Source organism: Micromonospora maris AB-18-032, from assembly GCF_000204155.1.
GTDB classification, from domain to species: domain Bacteria; phylum Actinomycetota; class Actinomycetes; order Mycobacteriales; family Micromonosporaceae; genus Micromonospora; species Micromonospora gifhornensis.
Window position 1 is genome coordinate 3,203,633 of record NC_015434.1, and the last position, 23,829, is coordinate 3,227,461.

Annotated in this window: 12 protein-coding genes; 5 read left to right on the forward strand and 7 right to left on the reverse strand. The window is 71.7% G+C overall.

The features are described 5' to 3' along the window. Positions 1–42: 42 nt before the first annotated feature. From VAB18032_RS14220 to VAB18032_RS14225, 3 genes are all read right to left on the reverse strand, one after another. A complete protein-coding gene (locus tag VAB18032_RS14220) occupies positions 43–2,487 on the reverse strand; it encodes a M14 family zinc carboxypeptidase (protein WP_148272278.1) in 2,445 nt (814 codons plus the stop codon). Positions 2,488–2,610: 123 nt separating this feature from the next. Further along, positions 2,611–2,691, reverse strand: coding sequence for a putative leader peptide (locus tag VAB18032_RS33540; RefSeq protein ID WP_350697899.1), 81 nt, complete (start codon positions 2,689–2,691; stop codon positions 2,611–2,613). Positions 2,692–2,744: 53 nt separating this feature from the next. Continuing rightward, positions 2,745–3,104 carry an ArsR/SmtB family transcription factor gene (locus VAB18032_RS14225; protein ID WP_013733550.1) on the reverse strand — a complete coding sequence of 120 codons (360 nt, stop codon included), beginning with the start codon at positions 3,102–3,104 and terminating at the stop codon, positions 2,745–2,747. Between the two features lie 38 nt (positions 3,105–3,142). On the opposite strand from VAB18032_RS14225, the gene VAB18032_RS14230 reads away from it, so the two are divergent. Continuing rightward, positions 3,143–3,601 (forward strand): SRPBCC family protein, encoded by a 459-nt coding sequence (locus VAB18032_RS14230; protein ID WP_013733551.1) that lies wholly within the window; start codon positions 3,143–3,145, stop codon positions 3,599–3,601. A gap of 66 nt (positions 3,602–3,667) precedes the next feature. On the opposite strand, the gene VAB18032_RS14235 is transcribed toward VAB18032_RS14230, so the two are convergent. Together VAB18032_RS14235 and VAB18032_RS14240 are read right to left on the reverse strand one after the other, a co-directional pair. Continuing rightward, positions 3,668–6,487: a M36 family metallopeptidase gene (locus VAB18032_RS14235; protein WP_244881192.1), complete on the reverse strand. Its 2,820-nt coding sequence runs from the start codon at positions 6,485–6,487 to the stop codon at positions 3,668–3,670. Positions 6,488–6,642: 155 nt separating this feature from the next. After that, positions 6,643–9,459 carry a M36 family metallopeptidase gene (locus tag VAB18032_RS14240; RefSeq protein WP_232510801.1) on the reverse strand — a complete coding sequence of 939 codons (2,817 nt, stop codon included), beginning with the start codon at positions 9,457–9,459 and terminating at the stop codon, positions 6,643–6,645. Positions 9,460–9,700: 241 nt separating this feature from the next. On the opposite strand from VAB18032_RS14240, the gene VAB18032_RS14245 reads away from it, so the two are divergent. Further along, entirely contained in the window at positions 9,701–10,186 is a 486-nt protein-coding gene (locus VAB18032_RS14245) for an SRPBCC family protein (protein WP_126712019.1), read from the forward strand. Here VAB18032_RS14245 and VAB18032_RS14250 read toward each other — a convergent pair. Continuing rightward, positions 10,168–10,695 (reverse strand): DinB family protein, encoded by a 528-nt coding sequence (locus VAB18032_RS14250; protein ID WP_013733555.1) that lies wholly within the window; start codon positions 10,693–10,695, stop codon positions 10,168–10,170. The two genes, VAB18032_RS14245 and VAB18032_RS14250, sit on opposite strands and share 19 nt — an antisense overlap. 58 nt (positions 10,696–10,753) lie before the next feature. Continuing rightward, positions 10,754–13,591 carry a condensation domain-containing protein gene (locus tag VAB18032_RS14255; RefSeq protein ID WP_013733556.1) on the reverse strand — a complete coding sequence of 946 codons (2,838 nt, stop codon included), beginning with the start codon at positions 13,589–13,591 and terminating at the stop codon, positions 10,754–10,756. A 137-nt stretch (positions 13,592–13,728) separates the two neighbouring features. Between VAB18032_RS14255 and VAB18032_RS14260 the strand changes: the two genes are divergently transcribed. From VAB18032_RS14260 to VAB18032_RS14270, 3 genes are read left to right on the forward strand one after another with little or no spacing between them, the layout of a single operon-like run. After that, entirely contained in the window at positions 13,729–19,227 is a 5,499-nt protein-coding gene (locus tag VAB18032_RS14260) for a non-ribosomal peptide synthetase/MFS transporter (RefSeq protein ID WP_013733557.1), read from the forward strand. 1 nt (position 19,228) lies between these two features. Then, positions 19,229–20,728: a class I adenylate-forming enzyme family protein gene (locus tag VAB18032_RS14265; protein WP_043720682.1), complete on the forward strand. Its 1,500-nt coding sequence runs from the start codon at positions 19,229–19,231 to the stop codon at positions 20,726–20,728. Next, complete coding sequence (locus tag VAB18032_RS14270) at positions 20,725–23,829, forward strand: non-ribosomal peptide synthetase (RefSeq protein ID WP_050814608.1); 3,105 nt, start codon at positions 20,725–20,727, stop codon at positions 23,827–23,829. The genes VAB18032_RS14265 and VAB18032_RS14270 overlap by 4 nt, the downstream gene beginning before the upstream one ends.

A 23,829-nucleotide genomic window follows, 5' to 3' on the forward strand; every position in this document is an offset into this window, starting at 1 on the left:
GACGCGGGCCCCGGCGAGATCGCCGGGGCCCGCACTGTCAACTCACGGTTGCGCGGCCCACAGCAGGGCCCGACCCAACTGCGGGTGCAGCCCCTTCGGGTGCAGCCGGAACGTCGGGTTGGTGCCGAAGAGCACCACCCCGTTGCCGCCGGCACTCACCGTGCGCACGATGCTTGCCTGGTTCGCGGCAGCGGCCTGCCCGTTCGCCCCGGTTCTCGCCCACCAGCCGGCTAGCAGCGGGTCCGCCGCGTACGACTGCTCCACGCTCACCCCGGCACCGAGGTTGGTGAACCAGACCGGCTGGCTGATGAAGCTGTACGCGCTGGCGTCGGCGGTGACCGGACCACCCCGGTTCACCACGTTCGCCACCCCGCTGGCCAGCGACGGCCCGGCGGTGGCGGTGACGCTCAACAGCGACGTCGCGTTGCCGAAGCTCGCCCCGGCGGTGCCGAGGCCGACCACGCCGCCGCCACGGGCCAGGAAGGCGTCCAGCGCGGCCCGGTTGGTCGCGGTCAGGTTCGCCACGTTGAGGCTGCTCGCCACCAGCAGCACGTCGACGTCGTCGGTAAGCGTGTCGGCAAGCGTCGCGGCGGTGACCGCCCGGGTCGCGAAGCCGAGGGCGGCCAGGGTGTCCCGTGCCTCGACACCGCCCAGGTAACCGACGACGATCTCGCCCAGCGGGGTGCCCGTCCAACGCGCCGGAGCCCGCTCGAAGGTGACGCCGTGCGTCTTGACCGCATCCTGGAGCAGCTTGCGGCTGCTCGGGGTGGTCTGCACCACCACCGACCCGTCGGCGAGCCGGTGCACCCGCAGGCCGTTGCGGATCAGCGAGTTGACCACCAGCAGGTCGGCGGCGTCCTGGATGTCGAGCCGTACGTCGGTGTTGGCGGGCGGCAGGGTGCCGGTGGCCACCCCGTCGTACACCTGCTTCAGCTGCACCTTCGGCAGCTTGGCGTCCCACAGCGTGTCGACGGTGGCGCCCCAGGTCAGGCCCTGACTCCAGGCCGCCGGGCCGGCGTAGAGGTCGTTCACCCGGTCGGTCAGGTCGATGCCCGGCTCCAGCAGCGAGTTGACCAGGCCCCGCTTGGGCTGGTGCAGGTCGATGACGTACGAGCCGGCCGGGTAGCTCGTGCCGTTGGCCCGGAACGACTGCTTGGCCTGCCACACCCGGCCACCGCTGCCGATGAGCAGGTCTACCAGGCGCGCGGCGGCCGGCTCGGACCGCTGCCCGGCACCGGTTGGGATCACGTACGCCCGGGGGAACACCGTGTTGTAGTTGTCCTCCGGACCCCAGCCCGGCACGTAGCCGTCGGGGATGTCCCGCAGCGGCTCACCGGCCCAGCCGCGCCGGTAGACCTCCGCCTGGTCGAAGATGAGCTGGTTGCGGTGTTCCTGGATGTAGCGCAGCGACGAGGCGATCGCCACCTCGTGCACGTCGGTGTTGATGCCCGAGCGCCGCACGCGCTCCTGCGGGGTCAGGTTGGTCCCGCGTGGGTTGAGCGGCGCCTCGATGGTGTACGGGATGCTGCTCTGCAACAACGCGAACGACGGCACGTAGATCGGCGGGAAGTCGTCCCAGACCCCCGGCGCGTCGTCGCGGAACGGGATGCGGGCCCGCTGCGTCTCGGCGTAGCCGAGCGCCCGCAGGTCCTCCTCGATGCCGAGGGCGTTCGGCAGGGCGTGCTTGATGAACAGGTCGTACTCGTTGTTGACGTTGTGCGGCGGGGTGCTCGGGTGCAGCAGCGTCGGGTTGACGTAGCCGTGCAGATCCAGGGTGATGATCGGCTTGGTGTCGATGATCAGCTCGCGGATCAGGTTCGTCTCCGGCTGCGAGACGATTGTCAGATCCCGGTTGAGGTCGTAGCCGTTGCCGTTGGCCCGGGTGCCGGCGATCCGGCCGTCCGGGTTGGCCGTCACGTTGAAGATCAGCCGGTTGCGTTCCAGCAGCCGGATCACCTCGGGATCACGGCTGGTGGCGAACTCCTCGATGACCCGCAGCGCCGCGTCGGTGCCCTCCCACTCGTTGCCGTGGATGTTGGCGTTGACGAACAACGGCGTCTTGTACCCGGCCAGCAGCTTGCGGTCGGTGCGGGCCCGGACCGGGTCCTCCTCGATGAGGCGCTTCCACTCCTCCTGCTGGCGGGCCTGCTGCCGCGTCTCCGGGGCGGTGACGACGACCGCGTACAGGTCGTGGCCGCCGCTGGAGGTGCCGGCCACCCGGGCGGAGACCCGGTTGCTGGTGGCCTGCAACGCGTTCAGCTTCGGCGCGATGTCGTGGTAGGGGATGACGCCGATCGGGATGGAGGCGTCGGCGGGGTTGGCCGGCCAGACCGGAAGTACGTTCTGCCGGGGGTAACCGGTGATCTGGTGGATGCCGGGCGACGATGGGGGCACGGCCGGCAACGCCGAGGCGTTCGCCGGCGCGACCCAGGCCGCCGTACCCAGCAGGGCGAGGGTGAGCCCGGCGGTGGCCAGGCGTACGGACATGGTGTGCACGATGGACAGCTCTCCTGTCGGATGAAGCGAATGCCGTACACGGGCGTGCCGGTAGGGCCGGAGACCTACGGCAGGGAGTCGTCCGTGCGGGCAGGAAGGGGGGATGACCCGGCGTCAGCGGCAGGGTCGACAGGCAGCGCTGGCGACGCGCAGGAGGTCGATGTGACCTCGCTTCGTCAGGTAGGCGCTTCGCACAACATTGATCTTCGTGCAGACACATCGGAGTGTCAAGGGTCATGAGCTGACGGTTACCCCGGGGTCGAGTGCTCCAGGGTGGACTTGAGCGCGGCGAGCTTGTTCACCGCCGCGCTGGCGTACGCGCCGATCCACCGGTCGTGGATGCGTTTGATCGGCAGCGGGTCGAGGTGGTTCCACCGCTCGCGCCCCTTGCGTTGGGCGATGACCAGCCCGGCGGCCTCCAGCACCCGCAGGTGTTGCAGCACCGTGGTCCGGTCCAGGGGGGCCAGCCGTTCGCACAGGTCGCCGGTGGTGCGGGCCTGGTCCTTGAGCAGGTCCAGGAGGCGCCGACGGGTCGGTGAGGCGAGCGCCTTGAACACCTCGTCCAGATCCTGGTCCGGGTTGTCGGGCTCGGCGCGACCGTCTGACATGTTATAAAAATACAACATGTCAGCGTGAGGAGATCAGCATGGACCTGCGGTTCAAGATCGCCGGCCGGATCAGCCGTCCGGTGCATGAGGTGTTCGAGGCCGTCGTCGACCCGGAGCAGCTCTCCCACTACTTCACCACCGGGGGAGCCAAGGGACGCCTGACCGCCGGCGCCACCGTCAGCTGGGACTTCGCCGACTTCCCCGGGGCCTTCCCGGTCGAGGTCGTCGAGGTGCAGCAGGACCGACGGATCGTGCTGCGCTGGGCGGCCGACGACGGGGAGGAGTCGACCGGGGCCTACCAGACGACCGTCACCATGGAGTTCGAGCCGCTGGGGGAGGACCGCACCCTGGTCACCATCGCCGAGGAGGGCTGGCGACCCACCCCGCAGGGGCAGCGCGCCTCGTACGGCAACTGTGAGGGCTGGACGAACATGCTCTGCTGCCTCAAGGCGTGGCTGGAGCACGGCATCGAGTTGCGGACCGGCTTCTACGCCTGATCTGCCCTGCTCACGGACCGGGGAGCGTTCCGTGGCGCGGAACGCTCCCCGGCTCTGCGTCAGGGGTTACCCGACGAACTTGAAGTAGGTGCGGTACTGGAATCCGTTGTCGAGGGTGAGGACGAACTCTCGGCAGGTGCCGGCCCAGGCGGGGTCGGTCTTCCACACGTAGTTGTACCGACCGTTCGCGTTGGCGGACATCTTCGAGTTGCCGGGGTTGACCGCCTTGACGGGGGTCGGCCGCGGGGTGATGGGCCCGCTCGGGTTGACGGTCTGCAGGGTGTCGCAGTCCACCAGTCGCGAGTACGGGGAGTTGCTGGCCAGGATGTCCAGGCCCCGGTTGCTGGCGAGCTGGAACTGCATCGGCGCAGCGTCACCGGCGTCGAGAGTGTTCATCCCCGTACGGTTGAGGAAGTCACCGCGGCAGGACGGGTGGGTGTCGAACGCCTCGCTGTTGTCGTCGCGACCGGTGGTGCCCTGCACCGCGCTGTAGCCCAGCCCTCGGCGGGCGAAGGACGCCCAGAGGCTGCAGGCGTTCTCGCCGCCGGTGAGGGCGGCGTCCGCGGCGATGATGGCGTTGCGACCGGTGACGAAGCCGGGGCCACAGCCCTGCATCTTCAACCCGTCCATCACCAGTTGCAGGGCGAGGTTGTTGCCGCCGGTGTTCCACGCGTCGTAGACGTTCGGGTTGAACCCGTGCCGGTCGATCAGGTCCCAGGTCATGTCCCACAGCACGGCGGCCCAGCCGTGACCGATGCCGTGCGGGGCAGCCAGTGACGTGCCGTCCAGCCAGCCACCGGTCTTGATGCTGTCGTAGGTGAACGGCTGGATGTCCATGTTCCGCGAGTACGGACGCGGCCGGAAACCGTCACCGGTACGGCTGTCCTGGAACAGCGCGTACTGGCCGTAGCCACGCGGGCCCTCGGGGTTGTCGATGGAGGGGTTGATCAGCGAGACGATCGCGAGGAAGTCGCTCCAGCCCTCGCCCATCTGCTCGTTACCGGTCAGACAGTTGACCGTCGGGCCACCGGTGAGCCGCAGCGAGACCCCGTGACCGTACTCGTGGAAGATCGTCTCCGCGCGGAACGAGGCGTCCCGCATGGCCGGGCGGTCCAGGTTGCGGTGCACCCGTCCGGCGGACGGCAGGGCGGCCTTGATGGCGTTGCCGTCGGCCTGGCTCACCATCACCGCGGGGATGCCGACCGCCGGGTTCATCGACCCGTTCATCACCACCGGGGCGCCGGCCACGTTGTTGACGACCACCACGGCGGCCGCGCCGGCCTGCTCGGCGTTGCTGACCTGGGTGTAGTAGTTGCAGCTGCTGCTGCGGTCGAGCACGGCGATCGCGCCGGCCGGCATGCTGTACGCGGTGCAGCCGTCGCCGGTGGCGCCCACCCCGTCGTTGACGAGCGCCAGGTCACCGGCGAAGCCGGCCCGGGTGGGCGCGGGGGTGAACCGGGCGTACTCCGCCTGGTAGGTGGCGGCGCCGGCACCCGAACCGACAGTCACCGCGTTGGGCAGGCCGAACTGGTTGCCCGGCCAGAGGAACATCTGCATCCGGGGCCGGCCGCCGTCCATGGCCGGGGTGGAGAAGTTGGCGTTGTTCTGGCCGGAGCCGTCGTGCGCCTCGCACATCACGTCGTCGCCGCCGACGCCGCCGCGACCGTAGTTGTTGACCTGGAAGTTGCCGGACGGCTCGTCGAAGCCGTAGCCGTAGGTGAGGTCGTGGACGATGTTGCACCAGTAGAACTGGTTGACCACGGCGGCGTCGCGGTAGGTCTGCGGGTGCTCGTCGAGGTCGGCGGGGAAGTCGAAGGTCAGACCCGGTCCGCCGTCGGGGGAACTGCCCGGGTCGACCTGGTTGTTGGCGTCCCGGTCGGTGTAGGCGTGGGCGTTGTTGCCGCGGGTGATGGTGTACTCGGGACCCGGCACCCCGTCGGTGTCGTGCCAGCCGTACGGCGAGGCGGTCCCCTCGGCCGGGTTGGTCACCAGGTTGCGCGGTCCCTCGTTGGCGTCGTTCTTCGGGAACTCGAAGACCCGGTAGCTGGACCCGTCGACGACCTGGTTACGCGGCAGGACGGTCGGGATCTCGATGTCTGCGGCGGTGGTGGCCGCGTGCTGCTCCGGCCGGCCCAGGGTGGCGGCCAGGTCCTTGGGATGGTCGTGGGAGGTCCAGTCGTCGCTGTCGAGCAGTTCCCCGGTCTGCGCGTCGACGGCCACGTTCCACAGGTGCGGGTCCGACGAGTCGTCGATGACCAGTTGCCAGGCCAGCCGCAGCCCGTCGTCGGTCGGCTGCCAGCCCAGCTTCGCCGGGATCGGCTGCTCGGAGATGCCGCTGCCGGAGATCACGGTGCGCTGGGCGGCGCCACCGGCCCGGCTCATCACCCGTGGGCTCTTCGGATCGGCCAGGTCGAGGGCCTCGGCTGCGGCCTCGACCGCCTCGACCGCGTCCAGCGAGGCCGCGCCGGAGGCCTTCTCGGCCAGGTCGGCGACCAGGCTGTCACCGACGAAGACGACGCTGCCGTCCCGTGCCAGGTTCACCGTGGCGGTGGCGCCGAACACCTCCAGGTTCTGGTGCCGCTGGGCCAGGTTCACATGGGTGACCCCGTTGTGCCGGCTGGTGTACATCGAGGCCACCGCGAGGTCGCTGAGGTCGGCGGCGTTGACCCCGTGCTGGACCGGGTTGGCCCGCAGGTAGTTGACGGCGACGGCCTCGGGGGCGCCCTCGTTCGGGCCGGTGAGGAAGATCGGGTTCGAGGTACCCGCGTCCTCCTCGGGGGCCGCCGAGGCGGGCGCGGAAACCGATGTCAGGGACACGACGAGGGTGGTGGACAACACCAACGCGGCGTTGCGTCGACCACGAGATCTCCGGGGGGATGAGGACACCAAAGGCTCCTTCGCTGTACGGGGTACGGCGGCTTGTCACCGCGATCCACCGCGGCCGTGGTCAGCCACGGTGTCAGGGGCTGTACGCACCGGAGGGAGCGTTCCGTCGTGCGGGACGCTCCCTCCGGCTCTACTTCGGATCAGCTGCTAGGGCTTCAGCCGATGAACTTGAAGTAGGTGCGGTACTGGAATCCGTTGTCGAGGGTGAGTACGAACTCTCGGCAGGTGCCGGCCCAGGCGGGGTCGGTCTTCCACACGTAGTTGTACCGACCCTTGGCGTTGACCGACATCTTCGAGTTGCCGGGGTTGACCGCCTTGACGGGGGTCGGCCGCGGGGTGATGGGCCCGCTCGGGTTGACGGTCTGCAGCGTGTCGCAGTCCACCAGTCGCGAGTACGGGGAGTTGCTGGCCAGGATGTCCAGGCCCCGGTTGCTGGCGAGCTGGAACTGCATCGGCGCAGCGTCGCCGGCGTCCAGGGTGTTCATTCCCGTACGGTTGAGGAAGTCACCGCGGCAGGACGGGTGGGTGTCGAACGCCTCGGTGTTGTCGTCGCGGTTGGTGGTGCCCTGCACGGCGCTGTAGCCGAGGCCCCGGCGGGCGAACGAGGCCCACAGGGTGCAGGCGTTCTCGCCGCCGGTGAGGGCGGCGTCCGCGGCGATGATGCCGTTGCGGCCGGCGACCAGGCCGGGGCCGCAGCCCTGCATCTTGAGTCCGTCCATGACCAGCTGCAGCGACAGGTTGTTACCGCCGGTGTTCCACGCGTCGTAGACGTTCGGGTTGAACCCGTGCCGGTCGATCAGGTCCCAGGTCATGTCCCACAGCACGGCGGCCCAGCCGTGACCGATGCCGTGCGGCGCGGCCAGGGAGGTGCCGTTGAGCCAGCCACCGGTCTTGATGCTGTCGTAGGTGAACGGCTGGATGTCCATGTTCCGCGAGTACGGACGCGGCCGGATGCCGGCACCGCTGCGGTCTTCCTGGAAGAGGGCGTACGGACCCATGCCACGCACCCCGTCGGCGGTGTCGAGCGCCGGGTCGAGCAGCATGGTGACGGCGAAGTAGTCGCTCCAGCCCTCACCCATCTGCTCGTTGCCGCTGAGGCAGTTGACGCCCGGGCCACCGGTCAGGCGGTTGGAGATGCCGTGACCGTACTCGTGGATGATGATGCCGGCGTCGAAGTCACCGTCGCGGATGCCCGGGTGGCTGGGGTGCTTGCGGACCGAGCCGGTGACGTCACCGGCGGCGATGGCGGCCTTGATGGCGTTGCCGTCGGCCTGGCTCACGGCGACCGCCGGGATGGCGACCGGCGCGGTGGTCATGGCACCGGTCAGCACCGGCGCGGCGCTGGTGGCGTTGTGCGCCACCACCACGGCCTTGGCGCCGAGCGACTGGGCCACCTGGGTACGCAGCAGGTACGTGCAGGCCGCGGTGCCGCCGTCGACGACCGCGATCCAGTTGCCGCCCGGCAGCGTCGCCGGGTAGGCCGCCGTGTTGCAGCCGGTACCGGCGTAGACGAAGCGGTGCCCCGGCAGACCGGCGACCGAGGGCGCCGGGCTGAACCGCGACCAGGTCGCGTCGAAGGAGCCCACGCCGTCCACGACGACCTGGTTCTGGGCCCCGAACTGGTTGCCCGGCCACAGGAACATCTGCATGCGCGGCGCGCCACCGTCGGCGGCCGGGGTGGAGAAGTTGGCGTTGTTCGTGCCGTTACCGTCGGCGGCCTCGGCCCGGACGTAGTCGCCGCCCACGCCGCCACGGCCGTAGTTGTTCATCTGGAAGTTGCCCGACGCCTCATCGAACCCGTAACGGTAGGTGACGTCGTGGATGATGTTGTTCCAGTAGAACAGGTTCGCCGTCGCCGCGTCCCGGTAGCTCTGCGCGTGCTCGTTCAGGTCGACCGGGTTGTCGAAGGTCAGGCTCGGCCCGCCGTCCGGGCTGCTGCCGAAGTCGGGGGCGTTGTTGCTGTCGGTGTCCTGGTACGCGTGGACGTTGTTGCCCTGGGTGGTGGTGAACTCCGCGCCCGGCGCCCCGTCGGTGTCGTGCCAGCCGTACGGCGAGGCGACCCGGTCGGCCGGGTTGGTCACCACGGTGCGGGGGCCGTCGTTCGGGCTCTCGGCCGGTCCGGCGTACACGTTGTAGCTGGAGCCGTCCTGCACCGGCTCGTGGGTGTGGAACGCAGCGGTGTTCAGGGTCGTGGCCCGCCCGGGCGCCAGGGCGTCCAGGTTGTCGGCGACCTCGTGGGCCTCGTGCTGGGTCGTCCAGTCGTCGACGTCGAGCAGCTCACCGGTCTCCGCGTCGATGGTGGCGTTCCACAGGTGGGAGTCCGAGGAGTCGTCGATGACCAGCTGCCAGGCCAGGCGCAGCCCGTCCTCGGTCGGCTGCCAACCCAGCTTCGCCGGGATCGGCTCGTCGGAGATGCCGCTCTCCGACACCACGGTCTTCTGCGCCGCGCCACCGGCCCGGCTGAGAACCTTGGGGCTCTTCGGCGCGGCCAGGTCCAGAGCGTCGGCGGCGGCCTCGACCGCGTCGACGGCGTTGAGGTCCGCCGTGCCGGAGGTGCCCTTGGCCAGGTCCGTGACCAGGGTTTCGCCGACCAGGATGACGCTGCCGTCCTTGGCGATGTTCACCGTGGCGACCGCGCCGAACACCTCCAGGTTCTGGTGGCGCTGCGCCAGGTTGACGTGGGTGACGCCGTTGTGCCGGCTGGTGTAGCTGGACAGGATGCTCAGGTCGCTGAGATCCGCGGCGTTCACCCCGTGCGCGGCGGCGTTGCCGCGCAGGTAGCGAATGGCGATGTCCTCGGCGGCACCGGCGTTCGGGCCGGTCAGGAAGAGCGGGTTCGACCGGGCCGGGGCCTCCTCGGGCGCGGCCGAGGCGGGGTTGGCGGCGAGTGTGGTCAGTGACGCGACGAGGGTGGTGGTGAGCACCACCCCTGCGGCGCGTCTGCCACGAGATCGTCGGGGCTGTAGGGGCACCTTTGCTCCTTTTGGGGGTTGAAAGGACAGCGCGGGCTCCGATCCACCACCGCCGAGGCGGTCCGTCGCGGCTGTCCGCGACACTCGCCCGGCGGTCACGTTGTGTGACCAAGTCCGTGCGAGGTGAATCGCGTTGACGCTACGGCGCAGCTCACGACCGGTCATCCGACGGTTGACCAAACATTTCGATGATTCGCTTATACAGATGTCGGTTCACGGTCGTCGATGGCAGGATGAGAGCGTGCTCGACGGCCCTGCTCCCGAGATCGCTTTCGTGACGACCTTCCTGGTTTCCTCCTCTGTGGACCATGTGTTCACTCATCTGAGTGATCCGCACAGCTACATCGGACTGTCACCGTTGATCGTGGCGGTCGACGACGTGCGGACCAGCCGGGACGCCGAGGGACGCACGGTGACCGACTACGTCGCGGTGGAGCGGTTCCGGTTCCTGCGCCTGCTGCGCTGGGACAACCGGATCCGGGTACGAATGGTCACCACCCGGCCGGGTGCCCAACTGGTCAGCGACGTGGTCAGTCCCGCACGGGTGCGACTACGCGCGGTGGTGGACCTGACTGCCGAGGAGACCGGGACGCGGGTGCAGGAGCGGGTCACGGCCACCGCCCCGGCGCTGCTGCGGCGCTTCGTGACCGGCCAGGCACGTCAGGTCGCGGCGTACCGGGCGGCCGAGTTGACCCGCCGGATGAACGATCAGGCCGAGTCCGCCTGATGCAGGAGCCGGAGTTGACCGATCTCGGCGGCGTTCTTCATCAACTCGGCGTTGACCCAGGCCAGCAGATGGGCCACGGTGTGCTCCGGGTCGTACGGCCACGGGAACGGCGCGACCTGGTCGAGGTCGGCGTCGGTGAGCCGGTTCAGCACGTCGTGCCACTGCGTCCGTAGCTCGTCCAGCCATTCGATGGTGGGCGTACCGTCGCCGGGCCAGTGGATCTCGGTGCGTTCGCGGGGTGGCCGGCCCTGCAGGTGGTCGAGGGCGACGCTCCACCACCAGCCGATGTGCCAGGTGAGCCAGGCGACGGTGGGCACCGGCACCGGATCGGGCTCGGTGTCGGCCCAGTCCGGCACCCACCGGCCCGCCGCGTCCCGGCGCACCGTCCAGCAGTGTGCGACCGGCTCCCAGCGGAACTGCGCCGGCGTCAACCGCTGCAGGTGGTAGTCGAACAGCGACCAGGTCAGGTCGAACTGCCAGCGCAGCAGGTCACGACGCGAGGAAGACATCGCCGGATCATCACATCCGGCGTCGCGCCGGTCGAGCGGTTATCGGTGCACCTGCGTGTCATCCGGCCGGCACCGACCAGGGCCAGGGCATGTCCCGGTGGGCCGCCTCGACCAACAGCGACTCGATGCCGCGCAGGAACGGCTCGACCCGCTGCGCCGGGAAGTACCGGGTGTCGGCCGTGACGACCAACTCGACCGCGTCGTCCGCGTCGAGTACCTGGAGCCGGCACCGCCACGGGAACTGCTCCAGCTCGGCCAGCCAGCGGAAATGGCCCTCCGGCACCAGCGCCCGCAGGGTGGCCTCGTCCGGACCCGTCGGCGGTGGGTCGACCTCGCGCAGCAGCCGGGCGTCGTTGAGGTAGCAGTAGGGCGCCAGGAAGGTCGGGTGATCGTGTCCCAGGTCGGTGAAGGTGCGCTCCCACACCGCCGGGTCGTAGTAGGCGTGCCGGTAGGCGTCCAAGGCCGCCCGCCCGGTCCGGGACAGCAGTTCGGTGAAGCCGGGCCTGCCGGACAGATCGAGCCGGCACAGACCGATCTGGTTGAGCGTGCCGATCGCCTGAGCATGGCCGGGCTGGTAGCGGTTGTTGGCCATCACGACGATCCCGCACGCGCGCTGCCCGCTGTCGCCGGTCAGTCTGGCGGCGGTGGCCGCCAGTATCGCGTTGGCGGTGCTGGTCCGGTTCCGGGCCGCGATCAGCCGCACCGCGTGGTGGACCGCCGGGGACACCAGCGAACCACGTCGGTATCGGGGCTCCGGTGCCGGCCCGACCGCCTCGGACAGGCTCGGCGGGAGACCGGCGAACTGCCGTACCCAGTACGCCACCGCCCGCTGCGAGCGCCGCTGCTCGACATCGCGCTCCCGGCCGGCCAGCGCCAGCGACTGGAGACCAGGTGCGGTGAGCCTTGCTCCGGCCAGCAACGCCCGCAGGTCGCGCAGCACCAGGTCGCTGGCGTGGAAATCGACTGTGGCGTGGCTGAAGACCACCACCACCTGCCGTACCCGGCCGTCGACGGTGACCAGCGCGGCCCGCAGCGGCCACTCGGCGACATGGTCGAACCGGGGCGTACCCAGTCGGGCGGTCAACCCGGCCGCGGCTTTGCGGCCGTAGGGATCGGCCTCAGGCTGCTCCACGGGGTGCACGAGCACGGGCAGCTCGCCCGCCGCAGCCGCTTCCTGGTGCAGTTCGTCGTCGCGGCGGCGGAACCGGGTGCGCAGCGACTCGTGCCGACTGACCAGCGCGCCGATCGCGGTGACCGCCCGCGCGACGGTCAGCTCCGCGCGGGCGGGGACGGGCAGCTGACGGGGCAGGCGCAGCGCCCGGTACCCGGCAGGGGAGTCGAACTCGTCCAGGCTGCGCCACATCGCCCGCTGTCCCCAGGTCAGTGGCGCGTTGGCGGCGCGCCCACCGGCGAACGGCGCGGAGACGATCTCCTCGCCGTCGGCGACGACCGTCACGACACCCGCCTCGGCTGGCGCGTCGGTGGCGGAAGGCGCGCCGGTGACGGGCGGTGACCAGGGCCAGGGCACGTCGGTGTGGGCGGCGGCCACCACCAGTTCCTCCATCTCGCGCAGGTGCGTCTGCACGGCGTCCATCGCGATGTGCCGGGTGTCGGCGGTCAGCGTGATGCCCACCCCGCCGGGTTCGTCCACGACGTGGGCCAACATGTGCCAGGCCGTCTGCTCCAGCCCTTCCGTCCAGGAGAAGGTGCTGGCGGCCATGGCGGCCCGAAGGTCGGCGGGCGTCGCCACCGGTGGCGTCGGGCCACCACCGACCGACATCCGTACGTCGTTGAAGTAGTAGTGCGGCCCGAACAACGAGTCGAAGTCGATGCCCTGCTCCTCGAAGGTCCCACGCAGCGAGGCCGAGTGGTAGTACGCGTGCCGCAGGCCGTTGAGCGAGGCGATCCAGACACGGGAGAGCACTTCGGTGAAGTCGGGACGGCCGGTCAGGTCCACCACGCAGAAGCCGACCTGACCCAGGTTCGCCACGGCGTTTGCGTACTCGGTGCGGAACCGGTTGTGCGCCATGGGATACAGGCCGACAAGCGTACGGCCGCTGTGTCGGGCGGCGACCGCGTGATAGGCCGCCAGCAGCACCGCGGAGGCGCTGACCCGGTGCCGGGCGGCGACCATCCGGGCGGCCGTGTCGATGGCGGAGGAGACCAGCACGCCGCGCCGCGCCGGCGGGTCGAGGCCCGGGCCGGTCTGCTCCCACGGCTCCGGCGGCAGCCGCCGGTATTCCCGCAGCCAGTACGCTGCCGCCCGGTCGGAGCGTCGGCGGTCCGGGCCGTGCTGGAGTCGGGCCACGTCGGTCGACTGCGGGCCGGGTGGGGTGGGCAGCCGCCCGCGCAGCAACAGCAGCCGCAGGTCACGCATCACCACCTCGGCGGCGTGCGCGTCCACAGTGGTGTGACTGAACACCAGCACGACCTGGCGTACCCGGTCGTCCACCGTCACCAGCGCCACCCGCAGCGGCCACTCCGCGGCGTGGTCGAACGCGACGTCGGCGAGCCGGTCGGCGGCCGCCCGGGCCGCCTCGGCACCGTCGCCCACCCCGGGACAGAGCAGCACCGGCAGCACCCCGTCCGCCGCCGCCTCCTGCCGTGGCTCGCCGTCGACAAGCGGCAACCGGGTGCGCAGCGCGGCGTGCCGGCCGACCAGCGCACCCACCGCCCGCAGCGCGGTGGGCACGTCGGTGGCGGCCCGCGCCGAGACGCCGACGGTACGCCGCAGGTTGAGGAAGCGGTGGTTGGAGCCGAACCGGCTGATCGAGCGCCAGAGCACCTGCTGAGCCCAGGTCAGCGGCGCCGTGGTGGCGCCGGAACCGGTGAACTCGGCGGGTGCCAGGGGCTCCGAGGCCCACTCGACCGGAATGACGACGTCCGTGAATGGCATTCCCGACCGTAGACCGGGCCGTACGGGTGCCGGATCGATCGATCGAGTCTTACACAGTGGACCGATCAGCCGATCCGCGCTGTTGGATACGCCGTGCACACTACTGACTCCCATCCGTCATCGGAGTGAGGCGCTGCGTGACAGACGTTGACGCGCCGGCCTGGAGTCGTACCGACTCGCCGGAATTACGCCGATCCACCGACCGGCCGCGTCTGTCGTTCGCCCAGGAACGGATCTGGTTCACCGAACAGCTGACCCCCGGCACCGCCGCCTACGTCATCTACGCGACGGTGCGGCTGCACGGAGCGCTGGAGATCGATCTGCTCCGGACCGCCCTCGACGCCACCGCCGCCCGGCACGACAGCCTGCGGATGCGGTTCACCGAGAACGCCGACGGCGAACCGGTCGTGCAGGTGCTGCCCGAGGTCCGGGTACCGGTCACGGTCACCACCGCCGAATCCGAGCAGGCCGCCCGGGAACTGGTCACCGCAGCCGTCGACACCCCGTTCGACCTGGCCGCCGCGCCGCTGCTGCGGGCCCTGGTGGTGCGCATCGACGACGAACAGCAGCTGCTGCATCTGGCGATGCACCACATCGTCAGCGACGGCTGGTCACTGGACATCCTGCTCGGCGAGGTCGCCGCCACCTACGGCGCGCTGCGCGACGGCGGCACCGCCCCGGCGGCCCCGTCGACCGGTTACCTCGACTACGCCGCCTGGCAGCGGGCCCGACTGGACGGCCCGGCCAGCGGTGACGGCTTCGCCTACTGGCATACGGCGTTGGCCGACGTACCGCCGCTGGACCTGCCCACCGACCGGCCCCGACCGGCCGTGCTGTCGTACGCCGGCGGAACCCACCGCTTCGCCTTCGACGCCGACCTGACCGACGGGCTGCGCCGCCTGGGCCGTACCCACCGCAGCACGCTGTACATGACGCTGCTCGCCGGCCTGCAGGCCGTGTTGTTCCGCTACAGCGGCCAGCGGGACTTCGCCATCGGCTCGCCGGTCGCCGGCCGGGTCGTGCCGGAGCTGGAACGACTCGTCGGCCTGTTCGTCAACACCCTCGCCCTGCGCGCCGACCTGTCGCCGATCGCCACCGGCCCGGACGGCCCCGCCGAGCCGAGCTTCGCGGCCCTGCTCAAGCGCACCCGCGGCACCGTCGTACGGGCGCTGGCCCACCAGGAGATCCCGTTCGAGCGGCTGGTCGCCGATCTCAACGTGGCGCGTGACGTCAGTCGTACCCCCGTCTTCCAGGTGCTGTTCACCCTGCAGAACTACGACCAGGGCGGCACCGGTTGGCCGGCCGGGCTGCGCGCCGAAGGGGTGGGCACCGACGCCTCGACCGCCCGTTTCGACCTGTCGCTGTACGTCGGGGAGAGCGCCGACGGGCTGCGCGGCATGGTCGTCTACAACACCGATCTGTTCGACGCCGCCACCGTACGGCGACTGGCGGCCAGCTTCGAGACGCTGCTGCGCGGCGCGGTCGCCGCACCGGATCGCCCGGTGATCGACCTCGACCTGCTCGACCCGACCGAGCGGGACCGCACCCTGGCGCTGGGTCGACCCGACACCGACGGCACCACCGGGGTCACCGGCGGCGCGACGACCCTGGCCGACCTGATCGACCGGCACGTCGCCGCCACCCCCGACGCCCCGGCGGTGGTCGGTGAACAGTCGCAGACCCTCACCTACCGCCGGCTCGACCGGCGGGCCAACCAGCTCGCCACCTGGCTGCGCGGGAAGGGTGTCGGCCCCGACACCCTGGTCGGGGTGTTGCTCGAACAGTCGGTGGAGTTGGCGGTCACGCTGCTCGGGGTGCTCCGCGCCGGTGGGGCCTACCTGCCGCTGGATCCGGAGCAGCCCGCCGCCCGGCTGGGTCTGATGCTCGCCGACGCCCGCCCCAGCCTCGTGTTGACAAGCGCCGACCTGCGGGACCTGCTGCCGGCCGAGCTGCCCACAGCCTGTCTGGACGAGGTAGCCGCCGAGGTCGCCGTCGGCCCGGACACCGCACCCGAGGCCACCGCGACCGGTGACAATCTGGCCTACGTCATCTACACCTCCGGCTCCACCGGCACCCCGAAGGGGGTGGCGGTGGCCCACCGGCAGGTGCTGCGCTACCTCGACGGGGTCGCCGACCGGTTCGCCATCGTCCCGGCCGCCCGGTACGGGTTGCTGCAGTCGATGTCCTTCGACTTCAGTGTCACCGTCTTCTATCTCGCGCTGGCCACCGGCGGTGCGGTGCACCTGCTGCCCCGCCGGTGCACCGGCGCCGAACTCGCCGAGCGGCTGCGGGCCCGGCACATCGACTACCTGAAGATCACCCCGTCGCACCTGACCGCGCTCACCGCCGACGCCGAACCGGGTGACCTGCTGCCGGCCCGCGCGCTGATCCTCGGCGGCGAGACCTCCGACCTGGAGCGGATCGCACCCCTGGCCACCGGCCCGGCCCGGATCTTCAACCACTACGGCCCCACCGAGGCCACCGTCGGCGTGACCACCTACGAGGTACCCGCCACCGAGGCCGGTACCGGTGCGGTGCCGATCGGGCGGCCCCTGCCACACGCCCGGGTCTACCTGCTCGACGAGCGGATGCGCCCGGTGCCGGTCGGGGTGCCCGGCGAGCTGTACCTCGGCGGCGACCGGCTGGCCCGTGGCTACCTGAACAGGCCCGAGCTGACCGCGCAGCGCTTCCTGCCCGACCCGTACGGCCCACCCGGCGCCCGCCTCTACCGCACCGGCGACCTGGCCCGCTGGCGCAACGACGGGCAGCTGATGTTCCTCGGCCGACGCGACCACCAGGTGAAGATCCGCGGCTACCGGGTCGAGCTGGGGGAGATCGAGGCCGCGCTGCGGGACTGCCCCGAGATCCGGCAGGCGGCGGTGCTGCTGCGCGACGACCGGCTGGTCGCCTACCTGGAACCGGCCACCGAGACGGATCCGCCCCAGCCGGCCCAGTTACGCCGCCGGCTCGCCGAACGGCTGCCCGAACACATGCTGCCCAGCCGATGGGTGCTGCTGGACCGGCTGCCGTTGCAGGACCACGGCAAGGTGGACCGGCGCGCCCTGCCCGCACCGACCGACGAGCCGACCACCGATGCCGAACGGGTCGCGCCGGACGGGCCGGTGGAGACCCTGATCGCCGGGATCTGGCAGGCGGTGCTCGGAATCGCGCAGGTCGGCGCCGGCGACGACTTCTTCGACCTGGGCGGGCACTCGCTGCTGGCCACCCAGGTGGTGGCCCGGCTGCGACGGGAACTACCCGAGGTGCTCGGCACCGCCGCACCGACGGTCAGCGTGATGGACCTGTTCCGCCACCGCACCGTACGCGAACTGGCGCAACTGGTCGGCGGCGACGCGACCGGCGACAGCGGGCTGCTGTACGAGCTGACCCCGCCGGTGCCCACCGGACAGCGCATCGCCACCCTGGTCTGCGTCCCGTACGGCGGCGGCAGCGCCGTGGTGTACCAGCCGCTGGCCGACGCGCTGCCCCCCGGACACCGGCTGCTGTCGGTGGCCGTACCCGGACATGACATCGGGGTGGCCGACGACCCCGCGCCCATCGACCAGGTCGCCGCCGACGTCGTCGCGGAGATCCTGGACCGGGTCAGCGGCCCGCTGATCCTCTACGGACACTGCGGTCCCGGTGGGGCTCTCGTGGTGGAGGTGGCCCGACGGCTGGAGGCCGCCGGCCGCGAGTTGACGGCGGTGTATCTCGGCGCGGTCTTCCCCTTCGGTAGGCCCGCCGGCGGCCTGCTCGGCCCGCTGCTGCGCCTGCGGCTGGCCGAACGGCTGCGCAGCGACCGGATCTACCGCACCTGGCTCCAGGCGCAGGGCACCAACATCGGTCAACTCGCGCCCGACGAGGTGCGGTTCCTGATCCGGGCGATGCGCCACGACGCCGAGGTGTCCGAGGAGTACTTCACCGAGCTGATGCGCCGGCGGGTGACACCACTGCGTGCGCCGATCATCTCGGTGGTGGGGGAGCGGGACCGGGGCACCGAGTTCCACGAGGAGCGCTACCGCGAGTGGCACTTCCTCAGCGACCGCACCGCCCTGGCCGTGATCGACGAAGGCGGCCACTACTTCCTCAAGTACCGGGCCGTCGAACTGGCCGAGATCGTCACCGACGTGCACCGGCGCATCGACACCCCCGCCCCGGCGGCCGTCGAGACCTCCACCGGGGTCGACCCCGAGCCGGCGTGGCAGTTGGCCGCCGTCTCCGACCGTGGCGCCGAACCGCCACCGACCGGCCGGAGCCGGACGGACACCGCGCCGGCACCGAGCATGCGACGCTTCGGCCTGGTCGCCGCCGGACAGATCACCTCCGGCCTGGGCACCGCGCTGACCACCTTCGCCGTACCACTGTGGATCTACACGCAGACCGGCTCACTCGCCCGGTTCGCGCTCTTCGCCGTACTGGCGCTGCTGCCCGGCCTGCTCATCGCGCCGCTGGCCGGCGCGCTGGTCGACCGGTTCAGCCGGCGGGCCGTCCTGCTGACCGCCTGCGTCGCCGCCGGCGGCGGCAACGCCGCACTTGCCGTCCTGGTGCTCCTCGACCGGGTCGAGGTCTGGCACTTCTACCCGTTCACCGCCTGGCTGTCGGTGGCGCTGGCCTTCCAACGCCTCGCCTTCGTCTCGGCGGTGCCGCAACTGGTGCCCAAACGGTTCCTCGGCCACGCCAACGGCCTCGCCCAGACCGCCGTCGGCCTCACCCAGTTCGTGGTGCCGCTGGCCGCCGTGGCCCTGCTCCAGGCCGTCGGACTGCGCGGCATCCTCCTGGTCGACGTGGCCTGCTACCTCTTCGCCATCACGGTGCTGGCGGTGGTGAAGTTCCCCCGCACCCTGGCCCTGCAACGCCGCGAGAGCATCGGCGCGGAGATCCTCGCGGGCCTGCGGTACGCGCTACGCCGCCGGGAGTTCCGGGCCATGCTGACCTTCTTCGCCGCCCTGAACCTCTTCCTCTTCCCGGTGCTGTTCCTGCTCTCCCCGCTGGTGCTCGGCTTCGCCAGCCTCGACGAGGTCGCACAGGTCGCCCTCACCGGCGGGATCGGCGCGGCCACCGGCGGCCTGGTGATGCTCGTCTGGGGCGGTCCCCGGCACCGCCGGATGCGCGCGGTGCTGCTGGGCACCCTCGGCATCGCGGCGGCCGCCATGCTGACCGGGCTGCGTCCCAACCTGGCGCTGATCGCCGCCGGCGCCTTCGGCATGTACGCGTCCCTGGCCATCGTCAACGGCGTCTACGCCACGATCATCCAGACCAAGGTGCCGCCGCGCGTGCACGGCCGGGTCTTCGCACTCAACCAGATGGTCGCCCAGTCCACCCTGCCGCTGGGCTGGGGTCTGATCGCTCCGGCCGCCGCCCGGATCACCGAGCCGATGCTGCTCGCCGACGGCGTGCTGGCCGGCACCGTCGGCGTGGTCCTCGGGGTCGGCCCGGGACGCGGCCACGGCCTGCTCTACGTGCTGTTCGGGCTCTGCATCGCGATCACGGCACTGATCTCGCTGATCACGCCGGTGCTCGCCCGCTTCGACGACCAGGTGCCCGACGCGCCGCCGGACGACCTGGTCGGCATCGAGGACCGCCGGGCCCGGGCCGCCGCCGTCACCCCCGTACCGGCCGACCGGAAGGCGGCCTGAGATGCCGCCGACGACACCCGCACCCCGTACGGTGCCGGACCTGCTGGACTGGCGCGCCAGTCTGCACCCGGAACAGGTGGCCGTCGAGGTGCACGGCGTGGCCACCCTGACCTTCGCCGACTGGGCCGCCGAGTCGAGCCGACTCGCCGCCGCCCTGCGGGCCCGGGGACTGCGCCAGGGTGACCGGGTCGGCCTGCTCTTCGGTGCCCGCGACTGGACCCGCTTCGCCGTCGCGTACTGCGGGGTGCTGCGGGCCGGCGGGGTGGCCGTGCCCCTGTCCGACCGGCTCGCCGCCGGACAACTCGAATACGCGCTGACCCACTGCGCGGCCACCGCCGTACTGCACGGCGACGACACCCCCGCCCCGCCCGTGCCGGCCGGACTGCCGGTCTGGACCTGCGCCGACCTGCTCACCGAGACGGCCCGCGAGCACGTCGACGCCCCGACGGCCCGCCCCGGTGACCTCGCCCAGATCCTCTACACATCCGGCACCACCGGGCGGCCCAAGGGGGTGGCGGCCAGCCACGCCAACCTGACCGTCGGGGCACCGCAGCATCCCCGCCGGCTGGCCCTGGCCCACTCCCGACGCTTCCTGCACGCCTTCGCCATCGGCACCAACGCCGGGCAGACCATGCTGCTCAACGCGCTCACCGCCAAGGCCGGCGCGCTGACCCTGCCCCGCTTCACCCCACTGCGCTTCGCCCGGCTGATCGAGGCCCCCGGCACCGGCACCGTCTTCGTGGTCCCGTCGATCGCCGTCGAACTGCTCGACTCCGGCGCGCTGCGCGGGCGGGACACCAGCGGCGTACAGCTGATCGGGTCCACCGCCGCGCCGCTGGCACCAGCGGTCGCCGCCCGGCTGGCCGAGGCCTTCCCGGCGGCGACAATCGTCAACTACTACACCTCCACCGAGGCCGCCCCGGCGCAGACCACGATGATCTACGACCCGGCGCGGCGGGACGCGGTCGGCCGACCGGTCGGCGGACAGCTGATGGTCGCCGACGCCGACGGCAACCCGCTGCCCGCCGGCACCACCGGCGACGTGTGGCTGCGCGCCCCCTTCACCCGCGCCTACTACCGCGACGAGGCCGCCAACCGGGCCACCTTCCGCGACGGGTGGGTGCGGATGGGCGACGTCGGCCGCCTCGACGCCGACGGCTACCTGTACCTCACCGACCGGCACCAGGACGTGATCAAGACCGGCGCGTTCAAGGTCTCCACCCTGGAGGTGGAAGCGGCACTGCACGAACACCCCCTCGTCGCCGAGGCCGCCGTGGTCGGGATACCGCACCCGGTGCTCGGCTCGGCGGTCGCCGCCGCCGTCGTGCTCCGCCCCCCGGCCGGCCCGGACGACCTCACCCTGCCCGTGGTACGCGGCTTCCTCGCCGACCGGCTGGCCGACTACCAGCTGCCCGCCCGCCTGCTGGTGCTCGACCGGCTGCCGCACAACGAGGGCGGCAAGGTGCTCAAACGGCAGCTCACCGACCTGTTCCAGACATGACCACCGCCAGCACGACCAGGGGAGCAGATGTGGGCACCGCCGAGGCGACGTACGCACAGCACGCGGTCTGGTTCACCGAGCAGGCCGGGACCGCCGGCACGGCCTATCACATGGCACTGGGCGTACGGTTCGGCGCCGAACTCGACACCCAGTCCCTCGTCGCGGCCTGCACGAGCGTGATCGAGCGGCACCCGATCCTGTCCGCCCGGATCACCGGCGACGACGACGGCACCCCGCGGCTGGCCCCGGCCGACACCCGCCCGTCGGTCGGCTTCGGTGACCTGACCGACGCCCGGATCGCCGAGGAGATCGCCCGCCCGTTCGACCTGCAGGCCGGACCGCTGGCCCGGTTCACCCTGCTCACCGGCGTCGGGGGTGAGTACCTGCTGCTGGTCACCGCACACCATGTGGCCTTCGACGGCACCTCCAAGGACGTCCTCGCCCGGGACCTGGCCGCCGCGTACGCCGCCGCCCGGGCGCAGGAGCCCACCGACCTGCCAGCCCGCGCCGACGACTACAGCGGCCTCGCCGCGGCCGAACAGCAGCGGATCGCCGCGGACCTGCCCGCCGCCCGCGACTACTGGGCTGGGCACTGGTCCGGCCCCGGTGACCTGGTCCTGCCCGGTCTGCGTCGGCTGCCCACCGCCGCCGAACCGGGTGTCGCCGTCGCCGCGGACCTGCCCGCCGAGCTGGTCGACGGGGTCGACCGGCTGGCCCGAACGCTGGCCGTGACCCGCTTCGAGGTGCTCTTCGCGGCGCTGCACGCCCTGCTCGCCCGCTACGGCAACCTGGGCGTCCCGGTGGGGGTGGCGCTGTCTACCCGTACCCCCGAACAGGCCGACCTGGTCGGGCTCTTCGTCAACGAACTGCCGGTCGCTGCCGACACCGCCACGGCGACCTTCCGCGACCACGCCCAGGCGTTGCGGGCCCGGCTGCGGGAGGTGTACCGGCACCGGGCCGTGCCGCTGGCCCATGCCGTGCCCGGCCTGCGGCCGGCACCGGCGCTCACCCCGGTCAGCGTCGGCTACCGACGACGCGCCGCCGAGCCGGTCTTCCCCGGCGTGCCCAGCCAGGTGGAGTGGACCCTGTTCAGCGGCGCCGCCCGCAACGCGCTGCACGTGCAGATCGTCGACGCACCCACCGGCATCACGGTGAGCCTTCACCACAGCCCCACCGCCATCGACACCGACGCGGTACGCCGCATCGGCGGACACCTGCACACCCTGCTCGCCGCCGTGATCGCCGACCCGGACCGGCCCGTGGCGCGGCTGCCGCTGCTGCCCGCCGACGAACTCGACCAGGTCACCCGCGCCGGCACCGACACCACCCGTAGCTGTCCGGCGGCGACCGTGCCGGACCTGTTCGCCGCCCGGGTCGCGGCGGACCCGGACGCCCCGGCCCTGGTCGACGGTGACCTGACGTTGAGCTACCGCCGACTCGACGAGGCCAGCCGGCGGCTCGCCGGGGCGTTGCGGCAGCGCGGCGTCGGCCCCGCATCGCTTGTGGCGATGCCACTGGAACGGTCCTGGCAGGCGGTGGCGACCATGCTGGCGGTGCTGCGCTGCGGTGCCGCCTACCTGCCGATCGACCCGGCGCACCCGGCGGCCCGACAGGAGGCGGTGCTGACCGACGCCGCCCCGACCCTGGTGGTGACCGCCACCGGAACCGCCTCGGACCGGCCCACCCTGGCCCTGACCGACGTCGCCCTGCTCGACGGCCCGCTGCCGACCGAACCCGACGAGCGACCCGGCGTCGATGACCTGGCCTACGTGCTCTACACCTCCGGATCCACCGGCCGTCCCAAGGGTGTGGCGATCCGGCACGGGTCCCTGGCGAACATGCTGTTCGGGGTCCGGGACCTACTGGGCAGCGGGCCGACGCACCGTTGGCTGCACCTGACGTCGCTGTCGTTCGACATCTCCACGGTGGAGGTCTTCCTGCCCCTGGTCACCGGCGGGCAGGTGGTGGTCGCCTCGACGGTCAGTGCCCTGGACGGCCCGGCCGTGCTGGCGCTGGTCCGCTCCGCCGGTGTCACCCACGCCCAGGCCACCCCGTCCGGCTGGCGGGTACTGCTGGAAGCCGGCCTCGGCGCTCCGGGCGACCCCACGCCACCGCTGGTCGCGGTCGCCGGCGGCGAAGCGCTGCCGGTCACCCTCGCCCGGGAGCTGCGGGCCCGCACCACCCGGCTGATCAACGGGTACGGCCCGACCGAAGCCACCGTGTACGCCACGATGGCCGACATTCCCGCCGACCCCGTCGACGTCACCATCGGCACTGCACTGCCGAACGTGCGGGCGTACATCCTGGACACCGCCGGTCTGCCCACGCCTGTCGGCCTGCCCGGTGAGCTGCACCTGGCCGGTGCCGGGGTGGCCCTCGGCTACCTGGGGCGCGACGACCTGACCGCGCAACGGTTCGTGCCCGACCCGTACAGTCCGGTCGGGGAGCGGATGTACCGCACCGGGGACCGGTGCCGGTGGCGGCCGGACGGGCACATCGAGTTCCTCGGCCGCACCGATCACCAGGTCAAGATCCGGGGCCATCGGATCGAACTGGGGGAGATCGACGCTCGGCTGCTCGACCATCCCGGGGTGGCCGAGGCGGTCACCGTGCTCCGGCAGGACACCGACGAGCCGCGCCTGGTCGCGTACCTGGTGCCCCGACCGGGTGGGGTGCCGGAGTCGGCCGACCTGCGTCACCATCTCGCGTCGAGCCTGCCGCAGGCGGCCCTGCCCAGCGACTACGTCATCCTCGACCGGCTACCGCTGAACGCGAACGGCAAGGTGGACCGGGCCGCGCTACCCGCACCGACCGCCCGGCCGACCGCCGTTGCCGCCGGGCCGGTCGGCGCCGCCGGGCCGGTCGACGACGATCCGTTGGTGGCGCAGCTGCGGCTGATCTGGCAGGAGGTGCTGCGGATCCCCGACATCGGCGTGCACGAGGACCTGTTCGACCTGGGTGGACACTCGCTGACCATCACCCGGATCAGCGGTCGCATCCAGCAACGGCTCGGCGTCGACGTACCGCTGGACGCCTTCTTCGACACCCCGACCATTGCCGAGATCGCCGACATCGTCCGACAGGTGAGGAAGGAGTCCTGA

What these genes read in the sequence shown, in the direction of transcription:
- VAB18032_RS14220 (WP_148272278.1), bottom strand. Translation starts at nt 2,487, where the DNA reads ATGTCCGTACGCCTGGCCACCGCCGGGCTCACCCTCGCCCTGCTGGGT.
- VAB18032_RS14225 (WP_013733550.1), bottom strand. Translation starts at nt 3,104, where the DNA reads ATGTCAGACGGTCGCGCCGAGCCCGACAACCCGGACCAGGATCTGGAC.
- VAB18032_RS14230 (WP_013733551.1), top strand. Translation starts at nt 3,143, where the DNA reads ATGGACCTGCGGTTCAAGATCGCCGGCCGGATCAGCCGTCCGGTGCAT.
- VAB18032_RS14250 (WP_013733555.1), bottom strand. Translation starts at nt 10,695, where the DNA reads ATGTCTTCCTCGCGTCGTGACCTGCTGCGCTGGCAGTTCGACCTGACC.
- VAB18032_RS14255 (WP_013733556.1), bottom strand. Translation starts at nt 13,591, where the DNA reads ATGCCATTCACGGACGTCGTCATTCCGGTCGAGTGGGCCTCGGAGCCC.
- VAB18032_RS14265 (WP_043720682.1), top strand. Translation starts at nt 19,229, where the DNA reads ATGCCGCCGACGACACCCGCACCCCGTACGGTGCCGGACCTGCTGGAC.
- VAB18032_RS14270 (WP_050814608.1), top strand. Translation starts at nt 20,725, where the DNA reads ATGACCACCGCCAGCACGACCAGGGGAGCAGATGTGGGCACCGCCGAG.